Here is a 14646-nt window from a genome sequence, read left to right as displayed (position 1 = left end):
GGCAGCTTTGTCGCTGGCAAAAGGTAATGAGGCGTATCCCTATGGCGACGAAAAAGAGCAATGAGTCAATCGACGAGAAGGCCTTCCAGGCTTTGGAAGCGGCCCTGACGATCGATTTCGACGAGCTTAACTCGAGCCCGAACGACAAGACTTCCTTGGATGATCCGGAGGAAAATGTGTCTCAGCCCGGCAATCAGGCGCCCGCGCCCGATCAGAATAAAAGAGCAAAGTCTCAACCGGAGCCATCCCGCGCTGCGCGTGCTGCCGAAGCGGCCAAGACGCTCGCCCCGGAACCTGCGCCCAAATCCCCTTCCCTTTCCGCCGCCAACGACGATGGCCGCCGTTCGCCGGCTGCGATGCTGCGCGCACTCGACGTGCGCTCCAATCGCGCCGCGATCCGGGTTGCCGCGCTGGTGTCGATCATGTGGGCCATCGCCGGCCTCGGCATTGCCAACCTGCTCTATGGCCCGCAGATCTGGCAGATCCGCTCCCTGAGCGATCTGGCTGCGACGCCCGGCGCCATTGGCGTTGCAATCGGCATCCTGCTGCCGGTCATGCTTTTCTTCTCCTTCGCCATCATGATCGCCCGTGCGCAGGAACTGCGCAACGCCGCCCGCTCCATGGCTGAAGTGGCACTGCGCCTTGCCGAGCCCGAAACAGCCGCAGCCGATCGCGTCATGACTGTCGGTCAGGCCGTTCGCCGCGAAGTCTCGGCGATGAACGAGGGTATCGAGCGCACCATCGCACGCGCCACCGAACTCGAAACGCTTGTTCATTCCGAAGTCAACGCGCTCGAGCGCAGCTACAGCGAAAACGAACTGCGCGTCCGCACGCTGGTCCAGGAACTCGGCCTCGAGCGCGAAGCGATCATTGGTCATTCGGAGCGTATCCGCTCGGCCATATCTGGCGCCCACGGCAAGCTGAAGGATGACCTGGAACAGGCGAGCGACGACATCGCCTCGCGCATCGCGATTTCGGGCGAAGCCTTCGCCTCGCTGATCGACACGCGCGCCGCAGCCCTTAGCGAAAAGTCGGACACCGCCCTGCAGTCGATCGGCACCATGCTGTCATCCCGCACGGATGCGCTGCTTTCCGGCCTGACGGCGGCCGGCCTTGGCCTCAGCACCGAATTCGATACACGGTTCGACCAGTTGAGCGAGACGCTGACGAAGCGCGGCGACGACCTGCTCAGCCAGTTCGAGACGCGCGCCTCCTCGCTCGACGCCAGCACCGAAAGGCTGAACGCGGCATTGAACGACCGCGCACGCCAGCTCAACGAGACGCTGATCGCCCGCACGCGTGACCTGAATGAAAGTCTCAGCGTCGGCCAGCAGGCGATCACCGGCGGCCTCGATCATGTCCTCGCCTCGCTCAACGCCACGCTCGACGAGAAAGGCGCAAGCTTCCGTCAGAGCCTGCGTTCCAGCGCCGACGATGCGATCATGGATCTTGACCTGCGCGGCGGCTTCTTCGAAGAAAAGCTGCAGACCACCGTCGGCCAGCTCGCGACCGCCTTCGACGAGCGCTTCCACGAGTTTGCCTCGGCCTTCGACAAGCGCGCAAGCATGCTCGACACCAAGCTCATGGAAAGCCTGCACCGCATCAACGAGACCGTCTCCGGCGGCTCGGAAGCGATCGGCGGCGCGCTCGACAGCAGCATCGAGAAGATCGGCTCCGCCCTCTCCGACCAGTCGTTGACGCTGGCCGCGACGCTCGGCGCGACCCAGGACTTCATCGAGGAAACGATCACCAGCCGGACCTCGGAGCTCGGCAACCTGGTCGGCGATGCGCACAGCCGCATCGACAGCGTTCTTTCCGAGAAGACCAGCGGCCTCATGGGCGCCCTCTCCCAGGCGCAGGAGCGCATCGAAAACGGCTTCGGCCAGCGCGCCGACGCGCTTGCAAGCGCGCTCACCACCAGCGAACAGCGCCTGACCGAGGGGCTCGACACCCGCACCGCCGCCTTCGTTGACGGCCTGCACGCCGCCCATGCCCGCATCGAACAGACGCTCAGCGGCTCGACCGACGAAATCACCAGCGCGATCGCTGCCAGCCAGCACCGCCTGGACAACACGCTCTCCGAGCGCACGCTCACCCTTTCGACCATTCTGTCCATGGGCGCGGACTCGATCGACAACGCCGTCAGCGGCACGGCCGACCGGCTGGAGCGCGTTCTGTCCGAGCGTGGCGAAGCGATCTCCGAAGCGCTCACGACCCAGACGTCGGCCCTCGATGGCGTCCTCGCCGAACGCGCCGCCGCCATTACCTCGACGATGTCGTCGCGCGCCAATGAAATGGCCAACACGCTGAGCCGTCACGCCGAAGACGTGGCCGACAGCCTGACGTTCCGCGCAACGGCCGTCGCCGAAACCATGACCGACCGCGTCGGCGATATCGAGCAGAAGCTCTCCGAGAGCGTCAGCTCGATCGCAGAAAACCTCGGCGGCCGCGTCAGCCTGATCTCCGATACCCTCACCCAGACGAGCGCCCGCATCGCCGAGGATCTCAGTGGCCGCGTCGGCAAGATTTCCGACACGCTGACCGAGACCAGCGCTCACATCGCCGATGCCCTGACCGCACGCACGACCGAGGCGACCGCCTCGCTCGCCGGCAAGGCAGCCGAAATCGAGCAGACGCTGAGCGGCCGCGCCGAGCATCTGCGCGATACGCTGTCGTCAACGCACGAACAGATCCGCGCCACGCTCGACGACCGGATCAATGCGATCAATCTCGCTGTCGGCCAGGGTCGCGATCAGCTCGAAGGCATGCTGGCCGATCAGTCGACCGCTATCGCCACCACGCTCGCCACCAGCGCCAGCATGCTGGAAATGTCGCTGGAAGAGCGCCAGTCCGCGCTTGCCGGCGTCATCGACCGCAGCGGCGAAACGCTCGACACGCGCATGCGTTCGACGACGGGGCACATCGCAGACCGGCTGGCCGAGACCGCCAACCAGATCAGCCTCGCGGCCGACAGCCTCACCAACCGCGTCGACATGTCGATCAACGGCATCAACGACCGCCTCGACGATACCGGCCTGCGCATCGAGACGAGCCTTGGCTCCCTTGAGGAGCGCATGCGCGAAAGCGCGGGCAACATCGGCTCGATCGTCGATGAAACGGGCATGCATATCGAAACCCGCGTCGGTGTGCTCGAAGATCGCATTCGCAACACCGTCGGCAATGTCGGCACGGTCGTCGACGACACCGGCGCCCGCATCGAAAGCAACCTCGGCGCGCTTGAAAACCGCATCCGTGGCAGCGTTGCCAATGTCGGCTCCGTCGTCGACGATGCCGCTGCCCGTGTCGAAGGCGGCCTCAGTGCGCTGGAAGATCGGATCCGCGGCAGCGTCACCAGCGTCGGTTCGGTTGTCGGCGATACCGGCACCCTCATCGAAAACAGCCTCGGCGCCCTGCAGGACCGCATCCGCGGCAGCGTCAACGACGTCAACGCCCTGGTCGACGATACCGGCCTCCGCCTGGAAGTCAGCCTCAGCTCGCTTGAAGAACGCGTCCGTGACAGCGTCGGCAGCGTCAACGAGGTCGTCGACGGCGCCGGCCAGCGCATCGCCGACAGCCTCGGCGACCGGGCGGGCGACATCGATCGCATGAGCGAGACGGCGGCAAGCCGGATCTCCGGCGCCATCGAGGCTGGTGCGGAACGCATCGCTGAACGTCTCGGCACCATGGATCGTGCCCTCAACATCGGCCTTGAAAACGTCAACCGGACAATCGAAGGCAAGGCCGCCGTTCTCGTCAGCAGCCTGCGTGGTGCGGTCAGCGAAGCGACGCAGGATCTGGACGCGGAAGCCTCCCGCCTCGAAGGCAAGACCACCGATCTCGTCAGCAATCTGCGCAGCGCAGTCGGCGACGTGGCTCAGGAGTTCGATGCAGAGACCGTCCGCATCGAGGACAAGGCTTCCGGCCTCGTCACAACGCTTCGCGGCGCAGTCGGCAACGTGGCCAAGGAGTTCGATGCAGAAGCCGTCCGCATCGAGGACCAGGCCGCCGGCCTCGTCACCACGCTTCGCGGCGCTGTCGGCAACGTGGCCCAGGCGTTCGATGCAGAAACCGTTCGCATCGAGGACCAGGCTGCCGGCCTCGTCACCACACTTCGCGGCGTTGTCGGCGATGTCGCTCAGGAACTCGGCGCAGAAGCCATCCGCATTGAGGACAAGGCTGCTGGCCTCGCCACCACCCTTCGTGGCGCCGTCAGCGACGTTGCCCGGGAGATCGACGCGGAAGCGGCACGCTCGGCCGAACTCCTCTCCAGGGCCGGCGACGACTTCGCTTCGGCGCTCGCGGCCCGTCAGGCCGAGTTCGCCAACACGATCGACCAGACGGCAGCGGCAACCGCCGCCCGCCATGCGGACCTTGCCAATACGATCGAGCAGAAGGCTGCTGCCAGCGCAGCGCGTCACGCCGATCTTGCCCGGTCGATCGCCGACGCAGCCGATACGGCGACGGCACGGCTTGCTGCCACGCACAGCCAGATCGCCAGCCACGCCGACAACATCCACCAAGGCCTTGCCAACACCGAGAAGGCACTGGAAGCGCGCGGCGAAGCGATCCGCAACACGCTCGACGACCGCACCCGCGAGCTCAACTCGATGCTCGCCGGCCGCTCGCTGGAGCTGTCGCGCCTGATCGACGAACAGGCCCGCCCGGTCATCGACCAATATGCGGCAACCGGCCGCGAGGCCGCCGAACGCATCGCCGCCGTGACCCAGGAAAGCGCCGATCGCCTGCGCGCGGAAAATGCAGCCCTGGTCAACGCCATTGCCGAGCGCACGGGTGAAACGCTGAACGCGATCTCGCACCGCGCCGAGGAAACGGCGAAGGCGATGAAGATGGTCGAGAACCGTCTGCAGTCGACCGCCATGGGCCTGATCGACCAGCTCGCCAACAACAACGCTGCGATCGCCACGGTCATCGACCAGGCAAGCAACAACCTCGGCGAAATGGACCAGCGTCTGGAATCGACGATAGCCCGCGTGTCGGAATCGACCCGTCAGGCCTCCGACATGCTCTCGACCTCGACCCGCCTCATCGAAGGCAAGGTCGACAAGCTGTCCGACATTTCCGCCTCCACCCTGTCGAAGATCGGCGGCATCGTCGGCCGCTTCGAGGACCATTCGAAGGTGCTCGGCCAGGCGTCCGACCTGCTCGGCGCCGCCCAGTCGAACCTCGTCAGCACGCTCGAAGAACGCCAGGATGCATTGCGCACCCTGTCGGTCGGGCTCGTTCAGCGCTCGGAAGAGATCGAACGGACGATGCGTGCGCTCGAAGGCTTCGTCGATGGCGCCTTCCAGCGGGCCGAAGAACGCTCGGGCCTTGTCGCCGGCAACCTGCGCAGCGGCATCCAGCAGTCCTTCTCGGATGTTGGCCGCCTGCTGACCAGCGCCGAACAGCGCGCAGCCGAAGCAGCCGAAGCGATGCGAAACACGCTGGCCCAGGCCGGCGACGAAGCAGGCGCCTCGGTCGAGCAGGTCTTCAGCCGAGCCGAGGAGCGCTCGCGCCAGATCGCCGACACGCTCCGCTCCGGCGTCGAGACCTCGTTTGCCGACGTCAACAAGACGCTCTCCTCGGTCGAGGGCCGTGCGCTCGGCGCCTCCGAAGCGCTGCGCCAGGCGATCGCCAAGGTCGGCGAAGATGCCGGTGCATCGATCGAAGGCGCATTTGCCAACGCCGAGGAACGCTCCAAGGAAGTCGCCTCGCGTCTGCGCGGCAGCGTCGCAGCCTCGGTGTCCGACATCGAGCGCATGCTCGCCGAAAGCGGCAAGAAGTCTGACGGCGTCGCAGGGCAACTGCGCGACGCGGTTCGCGTTGCGATCGACGAGGCTATCGGCCGCTTCAGCGGTGCGACCGACGAAATCCGTCGCTCTGCCGGCGAGATCCGCAAGGAACTCGATATGACCCGCGAAGAACTGAAGCGCGGTGCCTTTGACCTGCCGGAAGAGGCCAAGGAAAATGCGGCGGTCATGCGTCGCGCCGTCGGCGAACAGATCAAGGCGCTGCAGGAACTGTCCGACATCATCGGCAAGTCCTCGACGCAGCTCGAGGTCGCCCAGCCGCTGCGTCAGCAGCCTGCCGCCGCTCCGGTCGCTCGTCCGGTGCAGCAGCAGCCGGCGCCGCAGCCGGTCATCCAGCCCCAGCCTGTTGCCCAGCAGCCTGTTGCCCAGCAGCCCGTAGTCCAGCAGCCCGTGGTGCAGCAGCCAGCCGAGCAGACGCGCCGGCAGGAACCGGCCCCGGCGCTGCGCGGCAGCCTCGGCATCGAACAGCCGGCCGTTCGCCAGCCCGCTCCGTCGCAGGCGGTGACCAGCGAGGTTGCAGAAGGTGGTGGCTGGATGCGCGATCTGCTGCGTGCGGCATCGCGCGAAGAGGCCCCCTCGCCGGCGCCACAGCGCCCGGCCGAAGCACAGCCTGCGGCGCGCACCGGCGACAGCCGCAACCCGCGCCACGTCGTCGAGTCGCTGAACTCGCTCTCGGTCGACATCGCCCGCGCCATCGATCACGATGCCTCGGTCGAACTGTGGCGCCGTTACCAGCGCGGCGAGCGCGACGTCTTCACCCGTCGCCTCTATACGCTGAAGGGCCAGCAGACCTTCGACGAGATCAAGCGCAAGTATGATCGCGAACCGGAGTTCCGCACCGCCGTCGACCGCTACATCGCCGACTTCGAGAAGCTGCTCGCCGATGTTGCCCGCAACGATCCGGACAAGCGCATCACCCAGACCTATCTGACGTCGGATACCGGCAAGGTCTACACGATGCTCGCCCACGCCGCCGGCCGCTTCAGCTAAGCGGCGCTGGCATATGATAAAGAAACGGCCCCGTCGCAAGACGGGGCCGTTTTCGCTTATGCAAACCCGCCAAGACCAACCGGGACCGGTAGCAGGGGCAGTGCTACCTTCGTGCATGGGCTCGGCCGTCACGCCGACCGCCATTACTACCGCTCAAAAAGCAGGCGTCCTCCGTTATAATGTATTGGAAGCAGCGCGGCCCATCCGGCAGCGTCTCTCCGTTTTCAGATCAGGAGGCGGACATGAAACCACGGTTGAAAGTCCTTACGCTCGCGGTAAACGATCTCGAAAAGTCTCTGGCCTTCTATCGCGACGGCATGGAGCTGCCGACGAAAGGAATTATCGGCCAGGAGTTCGAAGACGGCGCAGTGGTCTTCTTCCATATGGGCGACGACCTGATACTGGCGCTCTATCCCGCGCCGTCACTTGCCAAAGATGCAAAAATAACCGCGACGCAGACGCGGCTCGGCGCAGTGTCGATCGGGCACATCGTCAAATCAAAGGAGGAGGTCGATGTGGTCATGAAACAGGCCGAAGACGCCGGCGCGACCATCACCGATCGCCCACACGACCGCTTCTGGGGCGGCTATTCCGGCTACTTCCAGGATCCCGACGGCCACCTTTGGGAGATCGCCTGGAACCCGCAATGGACTGTCGCGGATTGAAAGGCTCGGGTGGCGCCCGCTACGATCAACAAAGCGGCCGGCGGTGTTAGAAAACACAACGGCCCGTCGCAAGACGGGGGCGTTTTCATTTGCGCGATCATCACGAAGCAAACCTGCTGGTAGCTTCCGCTGCCACGTTCCTTCGAAGATGCCCTTGTGGAGGGGCGATCCTCAGTCGCGGGGTCGTCGCGGCTTGTGTCGGCTTAGTTGAAAAGGCTTGAAACGCTTTGCTCTCTCGCCGTGCGAGCTAGCGCTTCGCCTATCAACGGCGCGATGGTGATGCGTCTGATGTTGGGGGTCTCACGTTGCGCTTCGGTTTCGTGAATGGAGTCGATTCCTTGAGCTGGCTGGCACCAATGCGTTCGCAGGCACCTTCGGAAAGAACGCCATGGGTGATATAGGCCGAAACGTCCTTGGCGCCAGACATCAACAACGCTTCAGCCGCGTTGATCAACGTGCCGCCGCTATCTACGATGTCGTCGACCAGAAGACATCTCTTCCCGGAAACATCGCCAATAATGTTCATCACTTCGGACACGCCAGCACGGGGTCGCCGTTTGTCGACGATCGCAAGATCGGTACCAATGCGCTTGGCGATGGCACGAGCGCGCGCCACGCCGCCCACATCAGGCGAAACGACCATTAAGTTCTCGATGTCGTAGTGCTGCTCAATGTCACGGGTCATCACGGGTGCTGAATAAGGATTATCGGTGGGGATATCGAAAAACCCCTGTATCTGGTCAGTGTGGAGATCGACCGTTATCACGCGGTTGACGCCTGCAGCGGCGATCATGTTGGCTACCAACTTCGCCGAGATCGGCGTGCGGCCAGTGGCGCGGCGATCCTGACGGGCATAGCCGAAGTAAGGGATAACGGCGGTGATACGGCGAGCGGATGAGCGGCGCAGTGTATCGGCCAGGAGAAGCAACTCCATAAGATTGCCGTCGGCGGGGGCGCTTGTCGACTGGAGAACATAGACGTCCTCCCCGCGTACATTTTCATGAAGTTGAACGTGGATTTCCTGGTCGGCGAAGCGCTTGACCGTACAATCTGTGAGGGAAAGATCTAAGTGGTTGGCAATGGCTTCGGCAAGGGCGCGGTTGGAGTTACCGGTCACCAGCTTCATTAGCGCGATCCTGTTCAAGGAGCCTTCGGGAGCAGAAGTTTGAGCTTGGGCACATTTAGAGACTTGTGCGCGAAATCACAACCAAGCGCTGTGCATTCTTGCGAGATGATCGGCCTCCGTTGGACCGCGGCCTTGGCCGGCTTGCCGATTGCGGACGACGAACCTATTTACGCCGTCGTCTCCAAACCAGCCGGAGTCAATCCGCCAGCATAGAGCCCTGCAGGAGCTTGATCTCTCAACGCCAATAAACACAGCGCCGACAAAGACCATGCAACCGATTGAAATCTGCGCCTGGTGTCCCGAATGGCCAACTCAGTTCGCCGTCAAGGCAAAGCTCATCCGAAGCGTGTTGGACGCGCACGCTATGCGCATCGACCACATTGGCTCGACGGCGATCCGAGGTCTGGCGGCAAAGCCGATCATCGACATTCAAATTTCGGTGGCCGATCTGCAATCCGTCGAAGTCCTGAGGGAGAGGATGACGGCCATTGGATACGTGTGGCGACCATCGAATGCTGACCTGAGCAAGCGCTATTTCCGAGAGGCGCCAGGCAACGAGCGTACGCATGTTCATGTGCGCGGGCGCGGAAGCTGGAGCGAGCAATGGTCCTTGCTGTTCCGGGATTACATGCGTGCCCACGCCCATGAGCACGCGCCCTATGGAGAACTCAAGCGCGCCTTGGCGGCGCGATACCAGAATGATCGAGTGGCCTACACCGAGGCCAAGTCCGAACACCTCTGGACAATTATCCATCGTGCAGATCGCTGGGCGGCCCAAACCGGCTGGCAGCCGGGCCCGTCCGACGCTTGACCGCACGCGCCACAGCGAGCGCGAGCACTCTGCGGCCAGCGCCAGGTCGGCTGGCCCCCTGCAAGGCCTGCATCCCGCCGCGACCGGACTTCCAAAAGAAAAGGCCCCGGACGAACCGGGGCCTTTTCTTTGGATCTTAATCAGAGCCGGCTTAAGCCGGCCGACGATCAATGTTCCTTGTTGGCGTAGACCGACTTCTTCGTAAGGTAGACGAGGCCGGTGAAGATCAGTAGGAACACCATGACCATGAAGCCGGTGCGCTTGCGGTCTTCGAGGTGCGGCTCGGCCGCCCACATCAGGAACGACGCAACGTCCTTGGCGTACTGGTCGACCGTCTGCGGGGTGCCGTCGTCGTAGGTGACCTGGTCGTTCGAGATCGGCTGCGCCATTGCCAGAGCGGCAGCGTTCGCGAAGTACGGGTTGTAATGCGTGCCTTCGGCGACTTCGACGCCCTGCGGCGGCTCCTGGTAGCCGGTCAAAAGCGCATGGATGTAGTCCGGGCCGCCTTCCTGGTAGGGCCAGAACATGTCGAAGACGAACTGCGGGAAGCCGCGTTCGATACCGCGTGCCTTGGCGATCAGCGAGAAGTCCGGCGGAGCTGCACCGTTGTTCGATGCCGCAGCCGCTTCCTTGTTCGCGTAAGGCGACGGGAAGTGGTCGGACGGCAGAGCCTTGCGGGTGAACATCTCCCCATCGGCATTCGGGCCGTCCTGAACTTCGTAGTTGGCCGCAAACGCCTTCACCTGTGCTTCCGAATAGCCGAGGCCCTCGAGCGTACGGAAGGGCACCAGGTTCATCGAATGGCAGGCCGAACAGACTTCGGCGTAGACCTTCAGGCCGCGCTGAAGCTGGCCCTTGTCATAGTGGCCGAAGGGGCCGGCAAAGCTCCATTCCTGCTGTTCCGGCTTGTGGATCGGATAGTGAGGCGTACCGCCGCCGTGCTCCTCGCCGCCCTTCGCCTCTTCGGCGATAGCTGCACCGAGACCGAGACCAGCGACGACAGCGAGTGACAGAATGCCTGTAACAAGCTTTTTCATTGTTGTGGGTTCCTTATCAATCGCTGTTCTGATCAGGCGCGCGCGGCGGCCGGCTGCGCCTTGGCATTCTGCTTTTCCAGCACCGCTTCGGTGATGGAGTTCGGAATGCGCTTCGGCGTTTCGATCAGACCGAGAACCGGCATGACGACGAAGAAGAAGCCGAAGTAGTAGAGCGTGCCGATCTGCGACATCACGACGTAGAGGCCTTCTGCAGGGCGCGAGCCGAGCCAGCCGAGCATGATGGCGTTGACGACGAAGATCCAGAAGAACAGCTTGTACCACGGACGGTAGACGGCCGAACGGACCTTGGACGTATCGAGCCAGGGCAGGAAGAACAGGACGATGATCGAGCCGAACATCACCAGAACGCCGCCGAGCTTGGAGTCGATCGGGCCGATGTTGAAGGTGATGGCGCGCAGCATCGCGTAGAACGGCAGGTAGTACCATTCCGGAACGATGTGAGCGGGCGTCTTCAGCGCGTCAGCCGGGATGTAGTTGTCCGGGTGGCCGAGGAAGTTCGGCATGTAGAAGACGAACCAGGCATAGACGAGCAGGAAAACGGAGACGCCGAGCGCATCCTTCAGCGTCGCATAGGGCGTGAAGGCAACGGTATCGGTCTTGGACTTCACTTCAACGCCGGTCGGGTTGGTCTGGCCGACGACGTGCAGCGCCCAGATGTGCAGCACGACAACGCCGGCGATCATGAAGGGCAGCAGGTAGTGCAGCGAGAAGAAGCGGTTCAGCGTCGGCTGGTCAACGGCAAAGCCGCCAAGCAGGAACTGCTGGATCCACTCACCCACCAGCGGGAAGGCGGTGAAGAAGCCGGTGATAACGGTCGCGCCCCAGAAGGACATCTGACCCCAGGGCAGAACGTAGCCCATGAAGCCGGTCGCCATCATCAGCAGGTAGATGACCACGCCGAGGATCCAGAGGATTTCGCGCGGAGCCTTGTAGGAACCGTAGTAGAGACCACGGGCGATGTGCAGGTAAACGGCGATGAAGAAGAAGGATGCGCCGTTGGCGTGCATGTAGCGCAGCAGCCAACCCTGGTTGACGTCGCGCATGATCTTTTCGACCGAGTTGAACGCAACGGTCGTTTCGGCGGCATAGTGCATCGCCAGAACGATACCGGTGAGGATCTGGACGATCAGCATCACCGAAAGCATGGCACCGAAGGTGTATGCGTAGTTCAGGTTCCGCGGAACCGGATAGGTGATGAAGCTGTCGTGAATCATACGCGGCAACGGCAGACGGGAATCAACCCATTTCTCAATGCCAGTCGTCGGCGTGTAGGTTGAATGTTCAGCACTCATTATCAGTAGTCCCCTCAACCGATCTTGATAACTGTGTCGGAAACGAACGTGAAGGTCGGCACGTGAAGGTTCTCCGGCGCCGGACCCTTACGGATGCGGCCGGCCGTATCGTAGTGCGAACCGTGGCAGGGACAGAACCAGCCACCGAAGTCACCGGCCTGACCAAGCGGCACGCAGCCGAGATGGGTGCAGGAACCGATCATGACGATCCAGTTTTCCTTGCCTTCGCCGGCAGAGCGATCGACGTCGCTTGCCGATGCGTCGGCCGGAAGGTTGGCATTGCGCGCAACCGGATCCTTCAGGTCGTCGAGCTTGACGGCCTTTGCCTCTTCGACTTCCTTCTCAGTACGGTTGCGGATGAAGATCGGCTTGCCGCGCCATTTTGCCGTCAGCGACATGCCGGGCTGCAGGCTCGAAACATCAACCTCGATCGAGGCGAGCGCGAGCGTCGATGCATCCGGACGCATCTGGTCGATGAACGGCCAAGCGACAGCACCGGCGCCGACGACGCCTGCCATACCGGTAGCCAGATAAAGGAAATCGCGGCGAGTGGGCTCGCCCAAGGCCTCGCTTGAAGTGTCGTGTTCGCTCACGGCTAAACCATCCTCTCACGCAATGTTGCGGAAACCGCATCCGCCCCCGGCGAAATTCCTGCCCCTTGCGGTTTGATCCAGGTCAAGGAACCACGCCCTATTCATAGTGCTAACGCCCCCGCCGTTTTGCGCTTGCAAACACGACATCGGCACCAGAATCCGAAAAAATTCTGCGCACCCACGGCACACAGATTCCCCGTCAATCCGGCGCGTTCTATGCTTGATCGCAAATTATGTCCAGCCTTGACAAGGGGATGCGGTCAGATTGTCGCGGGGAAAAGCGCGGCCAATCGGCACAAGGACTTGACGGTCGCCAGTTAGGCTGAATTCGGGCCGGTCGAGCGGGCGTTGAAGCGGTCTTGAACCGCCCTACTCCGCCGCTTCCTCGCGGGCGAGAAATCCGCCCGACTGACGCGACCAGAGCCCGGCGTAAAGCCCGCCGCGGGCAACGAGTTCCGCATGGGTTCCCTCCTCGACGATCCGCCCCTTGTCCATCACCACGAGCCGGTCGAGCGCCGCGATCGTCGACAGCCGGTGCGCGATCGCCAGCACCGTCTTGCCCTGCATCAGGCGGTCGAGATTGGACTGGATCGCCGCTTCGACCTCAGAATCGAGCGCCGAGGTCGCCTCGTCGAGCACGAGGATCGGCGCATCCTTCAGCATCACCCGGGCAATGGCGATGCGCTGGCGCTGACCGCCCGAAAGCTTGACGCCGCGCTCGCCGACATGGGCATCGAAGCTCTTGCGGCCGCGCTGGTCCTGCAGGCCGAGAATGAAGTCGTAGGCTTCGGCCTTGCGCGCGGCGGCAATCAGTTGCTCCTCGCTCGCATCCGGCCGGCCGAAGAGGATGTTGTCGCGGATCGAGCGATGCAGCAGCGAAGTATCCTGGCTGACCATGCCGACCTGGGCGCGCAGTGACTCCTGCGTGACCGCTGCGATATCCTGCCCGTCGATACGGATCCGGCCGCCCTCGAGGTCATAGAAGCGCAGCAGCAGATTGACGAGCGTCGACTTGCCTGCGCCGGAACGGCCGACGATGCCCACCTTCTCGCCCGGGCGAACGATCAGCGAAAAATCGTCGATGACGCGCTCGCCCTTGCCGTAATGGAAACGGACGTGTTCGAATCGGATTTCCGGCTGGCTGACGGCGAGCTCTGCGGCATCGTGCCGGTCGACGAGACCGATCGGCTGCGACACGAGTTCGGCCGAGTTCTGGATCGTGCCGATGTTGCGCATGATCGAATTGAACTGGGTCATCATGCGGCCAAGCAGCATGTTGAGCCGGAGCACCAGCGCCAGCGTGAAGGCGACGGCGCCGGAACTGATCGCGCCGCCGAGCCAGAGATGGATCGCATAGATGGCGATGGCCGTGATCATCATGCCGGAAAGCAGCGCCAGCGAAGCGCGCACCGCCGTCAGAAGCCGCGTGAACGGAATGACCGCATGCTGGAACCGATCGAAGCCGGAGCGGATATAGCGGTCGTTCTCGTCGTCGCGACCGAAGAGCTTCAGCGTCTGGATATTGGAATAGGCATCGACCATGCGGCCATTCAGCATCGAGGCCATCTCGGCCGTATCGCGGGCATGTTTGCGGATGCGCGGAACGAAGTAGCGGGCGAGCGCCAGGAAGACGACGATCCAGAAGGCGACCATCGCCGCCAGACGCCAGTCGAGTTGCGCCACCAGCGCCATGGTCGAGGCCGTGTAGATGACGATGAACCAGACGACCTGCAGCAGCGAGACGATCAGATCGCTCGTCGCCTGGGCGCCTGCCCAGACCTTGGTGACGATGCGGCCGGAAAAGTCGTTCTGGAAGAAGGTCAGCGACTGTCGGGCCACATGCACATAGGACTGCCAGCGCACCAGATTGAGAAAACCGGTGATGATCGATTGTTCTTCGACGAGCGCCGCCAGCGACACCGCAATAAAGCGGAACACCATCACCGTCAGCAGCATGAACAAAAGTTCGGGGCCGTTCGCGGCGATGAGCCCGCTCCAGCCGGCTTCCGGCTTCACCGTGTCGAGAACGTCGACCAGTCGCCCGACGAAATAGAACAGCCCGGCCTCAAGCATGGCGACGAGACCGCCGAGCACGGCCATCGCGATGAACGGTCCCTTCGCCTGTCTGGCGTAGAACCAGGCGAAGCCCCAGAGCGATTTGGGCGGCTGCAGACGCTCGCGCGGCGCGAACGGCTTGATCCAGTTCTCGAAGAGGCGGACGATGGCGCTGAGCATGGTTCCGATATAGGCGGTTCGGCGGGAACAGCAATCGGTTTCCGTCCGATTGCGGGTTACAAATGC

7 protein-coding genes and 1 pseudogene are annotated in these 14646 nt (G+C 63.3%); 3 read left to right on the top strand and 5 right to left on the bottom strand.

Annotated features, from left to right (window positions below; genetic code table 11):
• Nucleotides 1-41 precede the first annotated feature (41 nt).
• Together ASE60_RS06360 and ASE60_RS06355 are read left to right on the top strand one after the other, a co-directional pair.
• Nucleotides 42-6800, top strand: coding sequence for a kinesin (locus tag ASE60_RS06360; protein ID WP_057248903.1), 6759 nt, complete (start codon nt 42-44; stop codon nt 6798-6800).
• Between the two features lie 242 nt (nt 6801-7042).
• Complete coding sequence (locus tag ASE60_RS06355; protein WP_057248902.1) at nt 7043-7465, top strand: VOC family protein; 423 nt, start codon at nt 7043-7045, stop codon at nt 7463-7465.
• A 203-nt stretch (nt 7466-7668) separates the two neighbouring features.
• Here the strand turns inward: ASE60_RS06355 and ASE60_RS06350 are convergent.
• Nucleotides 7669-8591: pseudogene (locus ASE60_RS06350) on the bottom strand (ribose-phosphate pyrophosphokinase).
• A 268-nt stretch (nt 8592-8859) separates the two neighbouring features.
• On the opposite strand from ASE60_RS06350, the gene ASE60_RS06345 reads away from it, so the two are divergent.
• Nucleotides 8860-9402, top strand: coding sequence for a GrpB family protein (locus ASE60_RS06345; RefSeq protein WP_057248901.1), 543 nt, complete (start codon nt 8860-8862; stop codon nt 9400-9402).
• Nucleotides 9403-9569: 167 nt separating this feature from the next.
• Here the strand turns inward: ASE60_RS06345 and ASE60_RS06340 are convergent, their stop codons facing one another.
• From ASE60_RS06340 to ASE60_RS06325, 4 genes are all read right to left on the bottom strand, one after another.
• The gene (locus ASE60_RS06340; protein WP_057248900.1) at nt 9570-10439 is read right to left on the bottom strand and encodes a cytochrome c1; all 870 of its coding nucleotides are present in this window, start codon (nt 10437-10439) and stop codon (nt 9570-9572) included.
• 32 nt (nt 10440-10471) lie between these two features.
• On the bottom strand, nt 10472-11752 hold the full coding sequence (locus ASE60_RS06335; protein ID WP_057248899.1) for a cytochrome b N-terminal domain-containing protein: 1281 nt from the start codon (nt 11750-11752) through the stop codon (nt 10472-10474).
• Nucleotides 11753-11766: 14 nt separating this feature from the next.
• Nucleotides 11767-12345, bottom strand: coding sequence for a ubiquinol-cytochrome c reductase iron-sulfur subunit (gene petA / locus ASE60_RS06330; protein ID WP_057248898.1), 579 nt, complete (start codon nt 12343-12345; stop codon nt 11767-11769).
• Nucleotides 12346-12714: 369 nt separating this feature from the next.
• Nucleotides 12715-14580: an ABC transporter ATP-binding protein gene (locus tag ASE60_RS06325; RefSeq protein ID WP_057248897.1), complete on the bottom strand. Its 1866-nt coding sequence runs from the start codon at nt 14578-14580 to the stop codon at nt 12715-12717.
• Nucleotides 14581-14646 lie beyond the last annotated feature (66 nt).

It is taken from the genome of Ensifer sp. Root278 (assembly GCF_001429285.1).
Lineage (GTDB): Bacteria > Pseudomonadota > Alphaproteobacteria > Rhizobiales > Rhizobiaceae > Ensifer.
Note: the sequence above shows the minus strand (reverse complement) of the source record. Positions and strands in the feature narration are given on the sequence as shown.

Coding starts and splice junctions, on each gene's coding strand:
- ASE60_RS06355 (WP_057248902.1), top strand. CDS start 7,043: ATGAAACCACGGTTGAAAGTCCTTACGCTCGCGGTAAACGATCTCGAA.
- ASE60_RS06335 (WP_057248899.1), bottom strand. CDS start 11,752: ATGAGTGCTGAACATTCAACCTACACGCCGACGACTGGCATTGAGAAA.
- ASE60_RS06345 (WP_057248901.1), top strand. CDS start 8,860: ATGCAACCGATTGAAATCTGCGCCTGGTGTCCCGAATGGCCAACTCAG.
- ASE60_RS06325 (WP_057248897.1), bottom strand. CDS start 14,580: ATGCTCAGCGCCATCGTCCGCCTCTTCGAGAACTGGATCAAGCCGTTC.
- ASE60_RS06340 (WP_057248900.1), bottom strand. CDS start 10,439: ATGAAAAAGCTTGTTACAGGCATTCTGTCACTCGCTGTCGTCGCTGGT.
- ASE60_RS06360 (WP_057248903.1), top strand. CDS start 42: ATGGCGACGAAAAAGAGCAATGAGTCAATCGACGAGAAGGCCTTCCAG.